This is a genomic window from Exiguobacterium acetylicum DSM 20416 (assembly GCF_000702605.1).
Taxonomy (GTDB): Bacteria; Bacillota; Bacilli; order Exiguobacteriales; family Exiguobacteriaceae; genus Exiguobacterium_A; species Exiguobacterium_A acetylicum.
Map to the genome: position 1 here is coordinate 3,030,093 of NZ_JNIR01000001.1, position 16,320 is coordinate 3,046,412.

The 16,320-nt window shown below is 48.4% G+C and carries 16 protein-coding genes; 8 read left to right on the plus strand and 8 right to left on the minus strand.

What is annotated here, in order from left to right:
• Positions 1-6: 6 nt before the first annotated feature.
• The gene (locus tag P401_RS18135; RefSeq protein ID WP_051656332.1) at positions 7-1,014 is read right to left on the minus strand and encodes a hypothetical protein; all 1,008 of its coding nucleotides are present in this window, start codon (positions 1,012-1,014) and stop codon (positions 7-9) included.
• A gap of 245 nt (positions 1,015-1,259) precedes the next feature.
• Between P401_RS18135 and P401_RS0116105 the strand changes: the two genes are divergently transcribed.
• The 3 genes from P401_RS0116105 (at position 1,260) to P401_RS0116115 (ending at position 4,204) form a co-directional block, all read left to right on the plus strand.
• On the plus strand, positions 1,260-2,627 hold the full coding sequence (locus tag P401_RS0116105) for a hypothetical protein (RefSeq protein ID WP_029343248.1): 1,368 nt from the start codon (positions 1,260-1,262) through the stop codon (positions 2,625-2,627).
• Positions 2,628-2,690: 63 nt separating this feature from the next.
• Positions 2,691-3,218 (plus strand): copper resistance CopC family protein, encoded by a 528-nt coding sequence (locus P401_RS18140; protein WP_051656333.1) that lies wholly within the window; start codon positions 2,691-2,693, stop codon positions 3,216-3,218.
• A complete protein-coding gene (locus P401_RS0116115) occupies positions 3,215-4,204 on the plus strand; it encodes a copper resistance D family protein (protein ID WP_160171466.1) in 990 nt (329 codons plus the stop codon). The genes P401_RS18140 and P401_RS0116115 overlap by 4 nt, the downstream gene beginning before the upstream one ends.
• 51 nt (positions 4,205-4,255) lie before the next feature.
• Here the strand turns inward: P401_RS0116115 and P401_RS0116120 are convergent, their stop codons facing one another.
• The 4 genes from P401_RS0116120 to P401_RS0116140 form a co-directional block, all read right to left on the minus strand.
• Positions 4,256-6,049, minus strand: coding sequence for an acyltransferase family protein (locus tag P401_RS0116120; protein WP_029343251.1), 1,794 nt, complete (start codon positions 6,047-6,049; stop codon positions 4,256-4,258).
• 135 nt (positions 6,050-6,184) lie between these two features.
• The gene (locus tag P401_RS0116125; protein WP_029343252.1) at positions 6,185-7,534 is read right to left on the minus strand and encodes a sensor histidine kinase; all 1,350 of its coding nucleotides are present in this window, start codon (positions 7,532-7,534) and stop codon (positions 6,185-6,187) included.
• On the minus strand, positions 7,531-8,220 hold the full coding sequence (locus P401_RS0116130; RefSeq protein ID WP_029343253.1) for a response regulator transcription factor: 690 nt from the start codon (positions 8,218-8,220) through the stop codon (positions 7,531-7,533). Before P401_RS0116130 ends, P401_RS0116125 begins: the two co-directional genes overlap by 4 nt.
• A 148-nt stretch (positions 8,221-8,368) precedes the next feature.
• Positions 8,369-8,773 carry a class I SAM-dependent methyltransferase gene (locus P401_RS0116140; protein ID WP_029343254.1) on the minus strand — a complete coding sequence of 135 codons (405 nt, stop codon included), beginning with the start codon at positions 8,771-8,773 and terminating at the stop codon, positions 8,369-8,371.
• Positions 8,774-8,888: 115 nt separating this feature from the next.
• Between P401_RS0116140 and P401_RS0116150 the strand changes: the two genes are divergently transcribed.
• The 4 genes from P401_RS0116150 (at position 8,889) to P401_RS0116165 (ending at position 12,658) form a co-directional block, all read left to right on the plus strand.
• A protein-coding gene (locus P401_RS0116150; protein ID WP_152548164.1) for an IS3 family transposase occupies positions 8,889-10,051 on the plus strand; the annotation gives its coding sequence in 2 pieces (ribosomal slippage) (positions 8,889-9,165 and positions 9,165-10,051; 1,164 coding nt in all).
• A gap of 178 nt (positions 10,052-10,229) precedes the next feature.
• On the plus strand, positions 10,230-11,273 hold the full coding sequence (locus tag P401_RS0116155) for a bifunctional transcriptional activator/DNA repair enzyme AdaA (protein ID WP_029343255.1): 1,044 nt from the start codon (positions 10,230-10,232) through the stop codon (positions 11,271-11,273).
• Positions 11,270-12,316, plus strand: a complete 1,047-nt coding sequence (locus tag P401_RS0116160; protein WP_029343257.1) for a DNA alkylation repair protein — start codon at positions 11,270-11,272, stop codon at positions 12,314-12,316. The genes P401_RS0116155 and P401_RS0116160 overlap by 4 nt, the downstream gene beginning before the upstream one ends.
• Complete coding sequence (locus P401_RS0116165) at positions 12,317-12,658, plus strand: GNAT family N-acetyltransferase (RefSeq protein WP_051656334.1); 342 nt, start codon at positions 12,317-12,319, stop codon at positions 12,656-12,658. It begins immediately after the preceding gene.
• Positions 12,659-12,695: 37 nt separating this feature from the next.
• Here P401_RS0116165 and P401_RS0116170 read toward each other — a convergent pair whose 3' ends face one another.
• Positions 12,696-13,274 (minus strand): AAA family ATPase, encoded by a 579-nt coding sequence (locus P401_RS0116170; protein ID WP_029343259.1) that lies wholly within the window; start codon positions 13,272-13,274, stop codon positions 12,696-12,698.
• 132 nt (positions 13,275-13,406) lie between these two features.
• On the opposite strand from P401_RS0116170, the gene P401_RS18145 reads away from it, so the two are divergent.
• The gene (locus P401_RS18145) at positions 13,407-13,934 is read left to right on the plus strand and encodes an NUMOD4 domain-containing protein (protein WP_051656335.1); all 528 of its coding nucleotides are present in this window, start codon (positions 13,407-13,409) and stop codon (positions 13,932-13,934) included.
• A gap of 42 nt (positions 13,935-13,976) precedes the next feature.
• On the opposite strand, the gene P401_RS18730 is transcribed toward P401_RS18145, so the two are convergent.
• Both P401_RS18730 and P401_RS0116185 read right to left on the minus strand, forming a co-directional pair.
• Entirely contained in the window at positions 13,977-14,558 is a 582-nt protein-coding gene (locus P401_RS18730) for a sunset domain-containing protein (RefSeq protein WP_029343261.1), read from the minus strand.
• A gap of 113 nt (positions 14,559-14,671) precedes the next feature.
• A complete protein-coding gene (locus P401_RS0116185) occupies positions 14,672-16,306 on the minus strand; it encodes a methyl-accepting chemotaxis protein (RefSeq protein ID WP_029343262.1) in 1,635 nt (544 codons plus the stop codon).
• Positions 16,307-16,320: the final 14 nt, after the last annotated feature.

The window sequence follows — 16,320 nt, forward strand, 5'->3', positions numbered from 1 at the left end:
AGACGATTAATCGTCATCACCATGATCTCCGTGATCATCCCCGTCATCGTCTGAATCATCATCTTGATCATCATCTTCTGAGTCATCCGAAGAATCATCGTCATCCGAGTGCTCATCTTCTGATTCGAGTTCCTGTCCATTATAGAACTTGATCTGGACGTGTAACGTTTTGATGTTTGGCAATTGAAGTGCCTGTGCGACTAACGTTAATAATTCTTCTTCCGTCATCGATGGTGTGACGAGAAGACGATCTTTTAACGTCGCAACGTCAGTAATACCGATCTCGTCTTTAAAGCGCAATTCTTTCCGTTGATGTTCATTACTGTAACGCCACTCGAACTTTTTCTTATTCGTATCCGTCACTTTGATCATGATCCGTTTGAGTTCTTGGTCATTCTGAACTCCGTCTTGATCCGTATCTTCCTGATCATCTCGAGTCCCGTCCTGATCGCTGTCTGCTTTGGTTGGATCAGAACCAAGTTCGAATTCGTCTTCATTCAGAAGCGTATCTTGATCGCGGTCCTCTTCGTTATCTTTGATGCCGTCACGATCTGAATCATTTTTCAGTGGCTGCGTACCCACGATGAATTCTTCTCGTGTCGTCAATCGATCCTGATCTTGGTCTTCTTTATCATCAGAAATACCATCTTGATCGGAATCCTTCTTCAACGGATTTAGATGCGCTGTGTATTCTTGTTGATTCGTAAGGGAATCGCGGTCCGAATCTTCTTTCCCATCCTTGATTCCGTCGCGGTCCGAATCCGATTTTGTAGGGTTGAGGCGAAGTTGATACTCTTGTGCATTCATCAAACCGTCGCGATCGTGATCTTTTGTCGCGACTTGTTTTCCATATCCCAAATGATATTGTTTTTGCCAAGCATCTGGAATCCCATTTTTGTCTCGATCGACTTGCACGACAGGTTTCTTCTTCGCTTTACTTTTTGCTTCGACAGGTCCAACTGCTTGCGAGACGACGAACGAAGCAAGTACTGCGCCAATGACAATCCGTTTCATAAGTCCACTCCTGTTCTATAAAAGATAAAAGATGAGGTTATAAGAAGATTCTAATGAAATGATTAGAAAATAAGTTGGCTGTTTCGCGAAATGAGTAAATAAAAACTAAAAAATAATGAAAGTGCTGCATAAGTTTATTTCGTTAGAAAAAATATTTTAAATAAAAAATGTAAAAAGATAAAACCATTCGTGAACTTCTTACGTTATCTATGTGAAGTCCAAAAAATCAAAGGGGTGTTCATAAGATGAAGATGAAAAAGTCGTATCTCGCTGTTCCGCTTAGTGCCGCATTGTTGATTCCAGCAGCAGGTGTTAGTGCACATGGTCATGAGGACCATAGTAAGATGTCTCACAGTTCAGGAAAAGTCTCCCTCGATGTCTCATCTCCAGCATCGGATTTACGAGCGACACTCGATCAAATTCTATCTGAACACGCGTATCTCGCAGTCGTTGCGATGCAAAAAGGAATTGATGGTAAAGAAGATTTTGAGCAGGCAGCCGGTGCCTTGAATCAAAACACGGATGATTTATCGGCAGCTGTTGGTTCCGTCTACGGGGAAGAAGCAGGCGCTGCCTTCAAAGAAATCTGGGCGAGCCATATCGGTTACTTCGTCGATTACGTCAAAGCAACTGGTGCCAAGGACGAAGACGCGAAACAAAAAGCATTGAAAGAGCTTGATGAGTATCGTGTCGAACAGGCTGCGTTCCTCGATAAAGCAACGGAAGGACGTCTGAAGGCAGCGGATCTCGAAGCAGGACTAAAAGTCCATATCACGCAACTGTTAACATCGTTTGATAGCTACGTTGCTGGTGATTATGATGCTGCCTACAGTAATCTACGTAAAGCAATCGAGCATATGTATATGGTGGGAGAAGGGTTATCTGGTGCGATCGTCGATCAGTACCCAGATAAATTCAAAAATACGAAAGTTGATACACCAGCAGCTGATCTTCGTGCCGGACTGAACCGAAACTTCTCTGAACACGCGGCGCTTGCAGTGCTCGCGATGCAAAAAGGAATTGACGGAGCAAAAGACTTTGACGCTGCAGCTGGTGCCTTGAATCAAAATACGGATGACCTGACAGCTTCGATTGGCTCTGTTTATGGTAGTGAAGCAGCGCAACAATTCAAGAAGATTTGGTCGAGCCACATCGGCTACTTCGTTGACTATGTCAAAGCAACAGGTGCGAAAGATGATCAAGCACGCGACATGGCTGTGAAGGAACTCGATGAGTACCGTGTCGAACAGGCAGCATTCCTTGATGCAGCAACAGAAAGACGCTTGAAAGCGAAAGATTTGGAAGAAGGATTGAAGGTTCACATTGACCAACTCTTACTTGCCTTCAATAGCTACAATGAAAAAGATTACGACAAAACGTACCCAGCAATTCGCGAAGCGTACGCGCATATGTACGGCGTAGGGGAAGGAACTGCGACAGCAATCGTCGATCAGTTCCCAGATAAATTCAAAGGTGCGCCTGGAATGCCAAACACAGGTCTCGGTGGTATGCAAGAAGAAGCATCGACGACAGGTATCGTTTGGTCATTGCTTGGTATCGCAGCAGCATCGATCCTTGGATTCTTCGCACTCCGTCGTCGCCCGCAACAATAAAGGACGACCCGCTGGCAACAGCGGGTTTTCTTGTACACATCAAGCAGAAAGGAGGTAAACGACATGCGCATCATCCGATTTGTACTCCTATTCCTCGTTTGTCTGTTGCCCATATCGGTCGAAGCACATACGAGTTTAAAAAGCTCGAATCCGGCAGAGGGATCGGCATTATCTGAACCCGTCGATCGAATCCGCTTGACGTTCAGTGAGGCTGTTGAAAAAACAAGCACCTTACGTGTAGTAGACGCGAATGGCGTCGAACAGTCTCTCGCAAAACCGCTCATCATCGGAAATGAACTGAGTGCTGTCGTCTCAGAGCCTTTAACGGAAGGAAAATATACGATCAAGTGGGCATCGATTTCAGATGATGGTCATCCCGTTAAAGGAACGATTCGTTTTACGATACTAGGTGAGGCAAAAGCTGAAACAAGCACCGTAGAAAAGGCTGAGCCGATGGAAACAAAAGCAGCAGTCGTTCCTGAAGCGGAGCCAGTTTCAAAAGGACTCGTTCCGACACTGCTCCCATGGATCGTCGGGGGACTGTTAATCAGTATCGTCATCCTTCTCTTGTTACGTCGTCGCACGACATGAGTGCGTTTCTAGGAGAACTACTCGTCTACATGGGTGGAGCGCTTTGGATGGGCTATTTGGTATTATGCTTCATCCCAAGGAAACGGAAACCGCCATTAATGGACGGTACGTCGTGGGCGGTAGCGGGACTCGGGATGCTCGTTCTTGGAACGAGCATCCCGGTCTTTGGTGCCGTTCGTTTTCTACTTTCGACGCAAACGATGACAGAAGCTCTACGAACGGGGTTACTGGAGTTGCATATCGGTCGGATGTTTCTTGTCGTTTACTTCTCTGCTTTACTCCTGTTGATCGTATTCGCATGGCAAAAGCGACGGTCCATCCTGCTCGCACTCTTGACGATCCCGTTATGGATTGGTATCGCAGGAACAAGTCATGCGGCGGCCAAATACGGTGCGCTCGGGTGGACGCTTCAATTTAGTCACTTCTTATGTGTGACAGCATGGATCGGTGTCGTGTTTTGGATAGCCATCGGTGCCCGCTCGACCGCTCATTGGTCTGCCTTTTTAAGTTGGTTCAGTCCGTTTGCCCGGATCGCCTTTACGGGTGTCATCCTGTCGGGTCTGTTACTGATGCAACTGGCGATTCCACTTGAACGCTATACGAATCTCTGGGGTGTGCCATACGGTCAAGCGTTGTTGCTGAAGCACCTCTTGCTGCTACCACTTTTGTTCTACGCCTTCTGTAATGGAACGCTCGTAAGGCGTCGGTTGCGTTTCGACTCAACGTACGATCCGCGTCCACTACTCCGGATGGAGAGTATCATTTTAGTATTGCTGTTCATGGCGAGCGCTTCACTCAGTCGTCTGGAACAACCGACGCTAGGGCAACTGCCGGTCAGTGGTCCAGCAGGGGAGGGGTGGGTCTTGATGATTGGCATCGCCACGCTACCATTGCTTTTACTCGGATATCGTCGCCATGCAGTGGGTGTCTTGCTGAGTTTATTCAGCGTCAGTTTGATTTATCTTGGGCTGCTAGCGACAGGGTGAGTACAAAAAAACAAGGTAGCGGATCGTTCCGCTACCTTGTTTGACGTGGTCTTATTTCGTTGAAACAGCACAATTCGTCGCTTTCGCAAGAATCTTCGAATAGGCACGTGCTCCCTTGATATTCAAATGGACACCATCTGCTTCGAAGTAAGATGGATGTTTGACGGCAACGGCATGCCAGTCAATCAGTTCGACCCGCTTCCGTTTCGATGCTTCCCGTAACATCTGATTGACTTCTGCTTCCCATGGACGCGGGACGCGTGCAGTGACGAGATAGACGTGATCGGCATTTGCGAATTGATCGAGCAAACTATTCAACTGATCCTTACGGAAGCTACCGTTCGTTCCGAGGTGGAGAATGACTTGGCGTCCGTGCTGATTGTACGCAGCATACTGCTCACTCAGCGGAATTGCTTCCCGCAACTGCCGTCCGAGTTTCGCATCAATCGTCAGTTGTTTAAGTGTACTGCCGAGATAATCTTCAACACCGAGTAACACCGAGTCCCCGATCGCGAGCGTTGGACGACAGATTTTCCGCTGATCGGATTTTGCTGTAGGTGTCGTCGGTTTCAGGACTGGTTTCGGTTTTTCTTTTGGCGCAGCTACCTTATGAAAAGCAGGTTCTGGCTTCGGTGTATCGGAGACAGCAAGAATCGATAAGTTACCAATGAAGCCGACGACAAGAACCGTCAATACGGCAACACTCGTCCACTGCACCGCCGAAAACTGACGTAACTGTCGTGGATGCAACGATAGACGCTTTAAGTAACCGGACAGTCCGTGTTGACGGATCGGACGTTCGATGAAGCGATACGATGCTTCGGTTAACGCAACCAGCACGACGACAATTAACACAGTCCGAAGCAACGAGAACGTCCCAATCTGCTCGACCGGTGTCAGCAACGTGATGACGGGAAAATGCCATAGATATAAACCGTACGATCGTTTACCGATGGTGACAAGTGCTGGATGCGCAAACCAGCGACTCCAAATCGACGCCGGGTGGGCGATCGCAGCAATCAATAGTGCAGCAAGGACGGAGACAAGGAAAAAGCCACCCCGGTATAAGAAGCTTCCGAACTCACTTGTGACGATCATCAGCATGAGTAAGAGCGGTAAAGTAACGGCACCTGTTTGATTCAGTAACCGGACACCACGTTTTGGGATATCGAGCTTAAAGCGGGTCGGCTGCCACGCGAAAGCGAGCAGACTGCCGATCAACAAGGCGAATAACCGAGTATCCGTGCCGTAGTAGACACGACTTGGATCTTCACCGGGTGTGAACTGAATCGCCATCGCGAGCACGGATGCGCCGATCGCAACGCCGATCAATTGCAAAAATAAGCGGCGATTTTTCATTCCGAACCAGAGTAAGATCGGGAATAACAGATAGAACTGCTCCTCGATTGCGAGCGACCAAAGATTTTGGATTGGTGACGGTTTACCGAACGACTCGAAATACGAGACGTCATGGAAGATATACCACCAGTTCGTCCCGTAAATGAGCGCAAAGGCACTATCTTGGCGAACCGTGTGCAACAGCTCGCGTTCAAAGACGGTTACGTACCCGAGAACGAGTAACAGCATGACGAATAGGGCTGGGAACAGGCGACGGAAGCGATGAATCCAAAACCGTTTCAAATCGAGGCGTCCGGTCGTTTGCCACTCGCGTAACAAGAGACCAGTAATCAGGTAACCAGATAGGACAAAAAAGAGATCAACACCGAGGAAACCACCGGAGAAGAATGAAACGGACAGGTGGTAGAGAATGACAGATAGAACAGCAAAGGCACGTAAGCCATCAAGCCCTGGCATATATGTAATCGAACGAGACGAGGATTTCATAAAACACGAACAACTCCTTTAAAACGACAACTAATTTCTAACAGTCTTTAGTGTATCGAATTCCAATTTCAAAGAAGTGTCTAAGAAGTAACAACCTGACTAAAAAAGCACCCGATGCGAACATCGGGTGCAATCTTAAGAAGCATGTGGAAAACGACAGGTCACGATGAAGCGGTTGTCTTTTGAAGTCAACGCGACGCTCCCCTCATGACGCGCCATGATTTGCTGAACGATTGACAAACCGATGCCGGAGCCACCAGACGAGCGAGAAGCATCCGACGTCCCGAATGGCGTCAGCCACGTGTTTAGTTCCTCTAGCGTATAGGTCGTTTCAATCGCATTTGAGCAGATCAGCTGAATGTCTTCTGCTTCATCGTTGATCGAAATCCGAAGGTCACCAGTTCCGTGAAGCGTCGCATTGCGAATCAAATTCTCAAGCAAGCGTCGTAAGAGCATCGGATCGGCGAACAATGCCACGTGAGGTGGACCATCGATGACGCCATCGATGCCGGGAAACAGTTCCAGGACTTGTTCCGTCAGTGTGACGAGATCAAGCGATGTCCGTTCGACTGGATAATCGGTGTTCGATAATTTAGCGAGCGTGAACAATTCGTCGATCCGGGAAGCGAGAGTTTCCGACTGTCGAGTGACGATCGCTAGAAGCTCCGTCCGTTCCGTCGCGGATAACGTCTCGTGTTTTTCGGTTAGCCACTGAATGAAGCCTTGGATTGAGGTCAATGGAGTCCGTAGGTCGTGCGACAGACTCGTGATCAATCGCAACTGCTCGACGAACCGCTCCTGGTCGCGTACGCGTAAGGTGCGGAGTTCCTGTTCGATTCGTTCGATCGATTGGGCGAACAACTTGAATTCCTTCGGTCCTTTGACGGGAGGTAACGGTTCTGTTGGCGCTGGTTCGACCGTCAACCGCTCAAGCCGTCGCTCGAGTTCGCGGAACAAACCAGCGATCCAACGTGTTAAAAGCAGTAGAAAGACGATGAACAAGACGACTTGTAAGATGAAGAAGGCGTTCGAATTACCGACTTGATATTCATTGAGTGTTGGTTTATCGGACTGAACAGTCAAAAAATAGCCAGGCTCACGGGTTCCAAGATTGATCGCTTCGATATGGTGCAATGTCCTAACCTTTCCTGTGTCTGATGGCTCCCGCTCGGTTGGTGTTTGCTCAGCAAGCAGTCGGCTCGGTGTTAAGTCTTTTGGATACTTGTCGGAAGCGCTGACCAGACGACCATTGGCATCGTATACTGCCCAATCATAGGGCCCGGTCGGTATTTGTCCATTTTGATAACGTGTAATGTCCTCTTTAACAGCGCTCACCGTGTCTTCTTCCGTCGTGTAGTAGTAACGGGGAACCGTTTTTCCACCAAGCGGCAATTGACTCGCCAGCAACCAGGCAAGTGCCGTACTCAAAAATGCAGCGAGCAGAAGTAAAACAAGCATCCAGACCGTCAATTTGATCCGTCTCATGGTTCGACCTTATAACCGACGCCCCAGACCGTCTGGAGGTAGCGTGGTTCTTTCGGAACGTCCTCGATCTTGTCACGGAGCTTATGGATCAAGACCATGACAGCGTTCGATGCGGAACCAAGTGCTTCCTCCTGCCAAACCCGCTCATACAGGTCGTCAGCCGAAAAAACACGACGCGGATGATTCAAGAAGAGCGCCAGGCAATCAAATTCACGGCGGGTCAGGGCAAGCGGAACATCATACTTAAAGATGACGCGTTCGTCTTCTTTGAGCGTGAATGGTCCCACCTGGACTGCTGAAGCCGTAGTTGGGACATGATACTGGCTGACACGTCGCAGCAGTGCCTTGACGCGGGCGACGACTTCAAGCGGATTGAACGGTTTACCGATGTAATCGTCCGCCCCGAAGGTCAGCCCTTGAATTTTATCCATGTCTTCGCGTTTCGCCGTCAGCATCAAGACGGGTAACGTGTGACCGGCAGCGCGCGCTGCTTGAACAGTCGAGAAGCCATCGCGAACGGGCATCATCACGTCGAGTAACATCGCATCAATCGGACGCGAAGCAAGGATCGTTAACGCCTCCTCACCGTTTTCGGCTTCGATGATCTCGTAACCTTCATTTGTTAAATAGAGTCGAAGCAATTGACGGATGTCGACTTCGTCATCAACGATCAAGAGCGTAGGCATGATTCATTTCCTCCTGTTGCACCCCCTCGAAGACGTAAGCCGGGGGAAGATTGTAGAGCGTGTGCGAATAGCTGTGTTCTTGAAAATAATCTCGGAACATCTTGAACTGGAACCGGGTGTATTGAAAGGCGATGAAGTGACCGCCTGGTCATAGTAACGTTTGGAATTGTGCCAATAAGTCATGCCGCAACGCTGCCGGGAACGAGGCGAACGGGAGACCACTGACGATGATGTCGATCTGTCCGCTCCATGAATCGGATAATCCTTGAACGTCACCAATGAAGAGAGTGACATTCGTTTCCTGAGTCAGTAATTGTTCGAGTGCGGGGCGGAACGTTTCGCTCCGTTCACAAATCAAGAGATGTGTTTCTGGTGAACGAGCTGCCAGTAAGGCTTTGGTAATCGCACCGTCACCCGCTCCGACTTCAAGAATCTGACGCGGACGATCGGCGACGGCGCGTCGTGCCATCATCTCGGCCAGACGTGGACTGCTTGGTGCGACGGCTCCGACACGGAGTGGTGCGTGAAGTGCTTCTTTTAAAAAATCAAACATAAAAACCCTACTTTCCGTTGAGTATATCATGGGCTAACCTAAAATTTTGAGACAATATAAAACACCTTCGGAGTGGTACACTTTTAAAAAGTACTAACATCGGAGGTGTTTTTGCATGGGCAAAAACGTATATTCAAGTGAAGTAAAATGGGCAGTAGTCAAAGAAAAGCTGAGTGGTAAGTTAACGACGAGAGAAATCATGGAGAAGTACGGAATCAAAAATGAATCTCAAATCAAAACATGGATGAGATGGTATCGCTCTAACGAACATTATCGATTTGATCAGCCAATCGGTAAACAATATACCTATGGACATGGTCCAGATTCTGCGAGTGAGGATGACAAGAGAGAACGACAAATGTCACATCTGAAGATGGAAAATGAGATCTTAAAAAAGTACATGGAAATCGAAAGAGAGTTGAGAAAGAAGTAGTCATAAAAATTGTAGAGTTTCTTCGGAGAAAGTATACAATCACCGCCATTCTTAGCGCTTTGAATGTACCAAGAGCAAGCTATTACCGTTGGATTAAGGAATCTGTGAAAGCACCTTCGGTGCTCGAAAAAACCGTCATTGAACTAAGTAAACAGACGAAGTATCGGAATGGACATCGAAAAATAAAGGCATTATTACAGCAAATCTATCAGTTAAAAGCCAATCGGAATACCGTACAGAAAATCATGCAAAAACACCATCTCCAATGTCGGATCAAGCCGAAGCGAAGATGGAAGTCTCAAGGTGAGCGCATCATAACGGCACCGGATCTCATCAAGCGCGATTTCACAGCAAGTAAACCGAATCAAAAGTGGGTGACGGATATCACCTATATCCAATACGGCAGCACGACGAAATATCTTTCCACCATCATGGATCTTTTTAATAACGAAATCGTCGCATACAAGTTATACGAGCATCAACAAACGTCTCTTGTGATTGATACGTTGAAGATAGCGCTTGAGAATCGAAACTATCCCGAAGGGGTCATCCTTCATTCGGACCAAGGAAGTGTCTATACGTCATACGCCTTTCAAGAATTCGTTAAAAGGAATCACCTAACAAGCAGCATGTCTCGTAGAGGAAACTGTTGGGACAACGCAGTTATCGAATCGTTCCACTCTAATTTAAAGTCCGAGGAATTCCAGTACGTCAAATTTAATTCACTAAGAGACCATGAGGTCTCTGAACGCGTTACTAATTACTTAAATTACTATAACGAAGAACGAATCCAAGAAAAATTAGGCTACCTGACACCGAAAAAATACGGTGTACAGGCAGCCTAATCAAGGTGTTTTATATGTGTCTCATATTGCTAGGTCAGTCTATCATGTAGTATGCACGTCGTCCCTTTCGAAAACAGGACGATGTTTCTTAAGTGAATCTTAAACATATCGATGCCTGATTTTCGGCGACATCGTGACCGGACAAGCCGGTATACTAAAGACAAAGGAGGGGAAGGCGATGGAACATCACACGTATTATGAAGCGCTCGTTCGCCGAGACGCGACGTACGAAGGAACGTTTTTTGTCGGCGTCAAGACGACCGGCATCTTTTGCCGTCCGACGTGTCCGGCACGAAAACCGAAAGCGGAGAACTGTGAGTTTTTTGAGACGGCGCAAGAAGCATTACTTGCCTCTTATCGACCGTGCCGTCGTTGTCATCCGCTCGCTTATCCCGGCGATCATGGTACGATTCAGCGCTTGATCGAAGCGGTCGAGGCAGAACCGGACAAACGATTCAAGGAAGCCGATTTCCGAGCACTTGGTCTGGATGAATCAACGGCACGCCGCCAGTTCAAGAAACGCTTCGGGATGACGTTCGTCGCGTATGCCCGGGCACGGCGGATGGGTCTGGCGATGAAGGAGATCCGGACCGGTAAGCCGGTCATCGAAGGACAGTTAGTAGGAGGTTATGAATCCAGTAGTGGTTTTCGTGAGGCGTCAGCACGGATTCTCGGACAGGCACCGTCGCGCTTTGACGGGCAGGTCTTACGCGCCAAATGGCTCGACACGCCACTCGGCTCGATGCTGGCGATTGCCGACGATCAACTCTTACATCTGCTTGAGTTCGTCGACCGACGCGGACTGGAACGGGAAATCGAACAATTGCGTAAGAAAGCACGCGCTGTCATCGTTCCCGGGGAGTCACCGGTCTTTGGACAGATCGAAGCGGAGCTCCGTCGTTACTTCAAAGGAGAGCAGGTATCGTTTCAGACGCCACTGATGCGGTACGGAACACCATTTCAACGCCGCGTCTGGGAAGAACTCGAGCGGATTCCGAGTGGAGAGACGATCTCGTACCAAGAGCTGGCGATCCGGATCGGTCAACCGACCGCTGTTCGTGCCGTCGCACGAGCGAATGGAGCGAACCAACTGGCAATCGTCATCCCGTGCCATCGGGTCATTCGGACGAATGGGGATTTAGGTGGATACGCGGGTGGACTCGCACGCAAGGAAACATTGCTCAAACTAGAGCGCACACAGAGGGGACTGGATGAAGGATGAGTTTGATTAAAGATGTGTTTTCACCGAGTTGGCTCGACCGCTTAGGAGAAGCGGTCGACGTACCAGATTTTCGAATACGAGTCGAACAGGGAGACTGGAATGAACTCGCGTTTAAACAGCGCGTCCGCCGTGTGGCGGAGACACTGGAGACGATTTTGTCACCGTTTCCGGACTCGATTGCGGAACTGGAACGACTCGCACCGCAGTTTACCGGTCTACCGGGAATCGTCTTTCCGGAGTATGTCGAACGGACGGCAACACTCGCCGACTGGACGCTTGCGTTAGCGACACTCGCCAAGTTGACGCCGCATTCGACGTCAGAGTTCGCCGTTCGCCGTTTTCTACTTGCTGATCAGGAACTCTATCTTGAGCAGGCATTCAAATGGACCACATCAGACGATGAACATGTCCGGCGCTTAGCGTCTGAAGGGACACGACCGCGTTTACCATGGGGACAAGCGATCCCGCGTCTGATTGCTGATCCGCGTCCGGCGTTACCGATTCTTGACGCCTTATTACAGGATCCGTCACTTTACGTCCGAAAAAGTGTCGCCAATCACTTGAATGATATTTCAAAAACGCATCCGGAATACTTGATCGAACGAATTGAACGTCACTTAGGAACAGATCCGAACACGGACTGGATTTTGCGCCACGCCTCCCGGACGTTACTGAAGCGCGGAAACCCAGAAGTGTTGCAATTATTCGGACACGTTACGCAAGGCGAGGTCACGCTTACGGACTTGGTCGTCTCACCGGTGACGATTGGTCAGGAGTTACAGTTTTCGTTTCAAGTGCATAGTTCCGTTGAACAACGTCTGCGTCTTGAATACGCAATCGATTACGTCAAACAACGTGGAACGAGTCGGAAGGTGTTTCAACTGCGGGAGCGGGAAGTTAAAGGTGTCTTACAAGTCGAACGACGCCAATCGTTTCGGAACATGACGACGCGTGTCCATTATCCTGGAACACATACATTGACGATTTTGATTAACGGGGAAGCTTACGCAACAGCACCGTTTGAGGTCGAGGAGGAGATCTAAATGCAAGGACGACATCCGGATTTTACGACGTCACGCCTGTTTGTTGAAGCAACGGATGAAGAATCAGGTTGCAAGTGGACGTTGCATGCGTTACGTGAAAAAGCGATCGTCGGAACGATTAGCTTCACATGGACTGCACCCACCGGAACCTTACGTTATACGACGACTGATGAGGATGATCAGCACGGATACATCACAGAAGCGTTGACGTCGATTTTGTCGTATCTCTCGCGGACGTTATTATTGACGCGTGTCTACAGTGAAGCGGGCAGTGAGATGGTCTGGCTTCGAAACGGCTTTCAGTTGCATGCTGATCGATATGAACGCGAACTGCATCATTAAAGCCCCGCCTGCTGAGCAGGACGGGGTTTGTTTGTGCTTAAACGGTTGCTTTTAACCAGTTAAAGTGCGCACAAATCGCTTCCGCACTTTCACGTGCACTTAACTGTTCCGTATCGAGGAAGAGATAGTTGACGTCCGGTAGTTCGCCCGGCAGCGAACGTGTCCGGTATCCGTCTGCCGTCTCACGTAAGTCTTGTTCAGAAGCAGCGAGGTCGCGCTTCGTTACTTTGTGCGTCAATCGGTTTTCAGTCGTGTTTCGGTGCAGACGAGTTGCGACCGGCGCATCGAGTTCAACGATGTAGACGTCAGCACCTGCTTGTTCGAATAACTCGACTGTCTCTTCGATGAACTCAAGACCACCGCCTTCGACGCCGAATAGACAGAGGAAGGTAAATAAGACGCCTTCAAGCGAGCTGTTCGCCATTTCCTTGAACATCTCGCGCCGGATCGTATCCTTTAAGCGATGGTGTGCGGGTTCAGAGAAATCAAAATAAGGCAATAACAGATCGATTGTCTGGTGGTTATGGAAAACTTTCATCTCCGTCAACCGTTCGATTTCCTGACCGATCGTCATCTTTCCGACTGCTTGGGGACCAAGTAACAAGACAAATTTCATAGATGAACCTCATTTCCTTTTTCTGCTAAGAATAGCATATTCCGACGAGTGACATCACTAGAACGTTTGTTCGTAATTTGGTATAATTCAAATATGAAGTCCCGTCGTGTCCTTGTCTGAAGGAGGACAACCATGCAAGAACAATGGAAAGCCGTCATCGGCTATGTAGGTATATATGAAGTCTCATCACTTGGTCGCGTAAGGTCGCTCGACCGGACGATCGTGACGTGTCGCGGTGTCCAGCAACGACGAAAAGGTGTCTTGCTCCGTCCACGGCTCAATCGGGAAGGATACCGGAAAGTCACGCTCTACCAACGTGGTCGAGGAGAGCGGGTGCAGGTCGGTCTACTCGTCGCACAAGCTTTTCTGACGGCGGATGTCACGGAAGCGCGACTCGTCTGGCGCAACGGCAAACGAGCTGACGATCAGTTGTCGAACTTAGAGGTTCTGCCTTCGATCGATCAGCAGTATACTGAACTACTTGGTGAGTTTGATCTCTTGTTAGGTCAACATGTGACGCTGTCACCTTTTCAGATTCGAACGATTCGCGCGCAGTACGAAAAAGGGAAAACAACCCGTCAATTGGCAGAGCAGTATCAGGTGACGGAGAACCGGATTCGCAACATCATCGATAAGAAGGAAGCGAAATTTATTAGCTAACTAAAAGTACCGGATATCAAATGAGATATCCGGTACTTTTAGTTAGATTTTTGATTTGCGATATCCAGCACTTACAGCTGCACCTTCTGTACAAAAAACTTGTTCAGGGTCCGTTTTACTATAAAACCTTTGATTAGGAAGGTGATATATTTTCTCACCTGAACTAGAGATATTACCCCGAATATTTAAGCAAGTCTTAGCTTTAGTGTCAGCTTCTGCCTTGGCTTTAGCGTCAGCTTCTGCCTTGGCTTTAGCGTCAGCTTCTGCCTTGGCTTTAGCGTCAGCTTCTGCCTTGGCTTTAGCGTCAGCTTCTGCCTTAGCTTTAGCGTCAGCTTCTGCTTTAGCTTTAGCGTCAGCTTCTGCCTTGGCTTTAGCATCAGCTTCTGCCTTGGCTTTAGCATCAGCTTCTTCCTTAGCTTTAGCATCATTTTTTTCTTCAGTGTTATTTTTATGATCATCAGAGTCCAAGTCTTTAGTAGATTGATGACTCTTTGTATTATTGTCTTTATCGTCAGATTCATCTTCTCCAAAAATAGCGCCACAAGCGCCTAAGAAAATTAAAATAATGAAGATGAGACAACCACAGCCACAACAGCCGCCTTTTTTCTTTTTCTTTTCTTCCATTGATTCATTAACCCCTTAAATATAAAATTACCTACCAAAAAACATTTTATTTCATATTAAATGATAAGTAAATATTGTAATTTAAAGATTAATACTAGGAAAAATGTAAAAAATTAATTTTTTATAGTTTGTTGCAACGAACTGATCCGCGACTCGAGTACAGCACTATGTGTCTTCAATTCTGTTTGCTGAATGACGTGGTGTTGCATCTGTTCTCCGAGCACTTGGCTGTAAGACGAGAGTTCTGACATCAACTGCTGAACCGACTGTAGATGTTCCTGCATGTTTAACTGGACGTCTGCGACGATTTGACGCTGCTGTTCGACAGTACCCAGTGTCGTCTCGATCGTCGTCGCTTCGGTCAGCATTTGTTGCAAATGCTCCGTTGCCGTCTCGAGCTGTTGTGACGTCGAGAGAAACCGTTCCGTCATCTGCGAGAGCGCTTGTTCGACTTGATCGAGTCCCGCCGTCCAGGTCTGATTGACCTGCCGGATATGGTCCGTACTCGTCCTAATATCGATTGCTAGTTTTTCGACCTCTTTAGCGACGACCGTGAAGCCGCGACCAGCTTCTCCAGCACGGGTTGCCTCAATTAACGCGTTCAGCGACAAGCGGCGCGTCTCTTCAGCAACGCGCTGGATGTGCGAAATCGAGGTTTCCATCTGTTGCTGTAGATGTGAGGTCTGTTGCAAAATCTGCTCTGTCGTCGTGGATTGTTCCTTCAGCAACTGGCTTTCCTCTTGTAAGGTCTCAAGTGTCGTGTGATTCGTCTGAACAGTCTGTTGAAAACGGGTTACGGCATGTTGACTGTTCAGAAGTGTCGTTTGCATTTCGCTTAACGCATCGTGTCCTTGGGCAGTCAAACGTGTCGAGGCGACGATCGTCTGATCCATCTGCGTCGATTGCGCAAGTAAAGAACCGGCGACTTCATCGACGGCTTGGACCGATTGATCCATCGCCGATAAGCGCGAGGAAAAGTGGGGCTGGACGGACTCAAGTTCCTGACTTGCTTGTTGCATCTCAGTCGTTAAGTCATTAATCTGTTGCATCAATTGATTGTATTGAAACGTGAGCTGTTGTAACTCAAAAGTTGTCGTCTTGAGCGTTAATGGACGATACGATCGCTTCGCATGCGCTTCTTCAATCTGTAAGGCGAGTTTCGATAAAGGTGCCAGTTGGCGTTGAATCCGCCAGCGGATCAAGAGGCTGATGCTGACAAGCGTGATCACGCTGACCCAGACGAGTGTCCAAGCTAAATCTCGCGCCGGTGCGATTAATTTATCACGGTCGGTCGTCAGTAAGATGACGTCATCGAGTTCCGGAATCGTCATCGCGACAAGAAACTGATCTTGATTCGAAAAAGCATATGTACGGGCTGTTTTTAAGTGGTGTAATAGTTGTTTCCGTTTTGTCGGTTCGAGTGTCAACGGTCGGAACGCCTCACTCGTGTTCAGGCTTTGGAAGCGAACCGTGTAGTCGTCACGTGATAAGTCGGTTCGCTGTTGCTGTTGCAATCGTTTGATGGCACGCGAGCGGTCTTTCGCGTCCTCCGGATACGCCAGAAACGTTGCCCGGACGTTCGCGTCGAACATCGTTAACTCACGCATCAGCCGTTCCTCAGTTGCTGCGACGGATTGTTGATAGGAAGCGTAGACGCTTAGACCGCTGATCACGATCAGTCCGATGGCGACGATCGGAATCAACCATCCATTTAATTGTTGTGCCAGTAATCGTTTTTTCATAAGCATAAAAAACATCTCCT

Bases quoted from the DNA above. Each gene is read 5' to 3' on its own strand.
- P401_RS0116140 (WP_029343254.1), bottom strand. From the start codon at position 8,773: ATGTTTGATTTTTTAAAAGAAGCACTTCACGCACCACTCCGTGTCGGA.
- P401_RS0116155 (WP_029343255.1), top strand. From the start codon at position 10,230: ATGGAACATCACACGTATTATGAAGCGCTCGTTCGCCGAGACGCGACG.
- P401_RS18145 (WP_051656335.1), top strand. From the start codon at position 13,407: ATGCAAGAACAATGGAAAGCCGTCATCGGCTATGTAGGTATATATGAA.
- P401_RS0116125 (WP_029343252.1), bottom strand. From the start codon at position 7,534: ATGAGACGGATCAAATTGACGGTCTGGATGCTTGTTTTACTTCTGCTC.
- P401_RS0116170 (WP_029343259.1), bottom strand. From the start codon at position 13,274: ATGAAATTTGTCTTGTTACTTGGTCCCCAAGCAGTCGGAAAGATGACG.
- P401_RS18135 (WP_051656332.1), bottom strand. From the start codon at position 1,014: ATGAAACGGATTGTCATTGGCGCAGTACTTGCTTCGTTCGTCGTCTCG.
- P401_RS18730 (WP_029343261.1), bottom strand. From the start codon at position 14,558: ATGGAAGAAAAGAAAAAGAAAAAAGGCGGCTGTTGTGGCTGTGGTTGT.
- P401_RS18140 (WP_051656333.1), top strand. From the start codon at position 2,691: ATGCGCATCATCCGATTTGTACTCCTATTCCTCGTTTGTCTGTTGCCC.
- P401_RS0116105 (WP_029343248.1), top strand. From the start codon at position 1,260: ATGAAGATGAAAAAGTCGTATCTCGCTGTTCCGCTTAGTGCCGCATTG.
- P401_RS0116160 (WP_029343257.1), top strand. From the start codon at position 11,270: ATGAGTTTGATTAAAGATGTGTTTTCACCGAGTTGGCTCGACCGCTTA.
- P401_RS0116130 (WP_029343253.1), bottom strand. From the start codon at position 8,220: ATGCCTACGCTCTTGATCGTTGATGACGAAGTCGACATCCGTCAATTG.
- P401_RS0116120 (WP_029343251.1), bottom strand. From the start codon at position 6,049: ATGAAATCCTCGTCTCGTTCGATTACATATATGCCAGGGCTTGATGGC.
- P401_RS0116165 (WP_051656334.1), top strand. From the start codon at position 12,317: ATGCAAGGACGACATCCGGATTTTACGACGTCACGCCTGTTTGTTGAA.
- P401_RS0116185 (WP_029343262.1), bottom strand. From the start codon at position 16,306: ATGCTTATGAAAAAACGATTACTGGCACAACAATTAAATGGATGGTTG.
- P401_RS0116115 (WP_160171466.1), top strand. From the start codon at position 3,215: ATGAGTGCGTTTCTAGGAGAACTACTCGTCTACATGGGTGGAGCGCTT.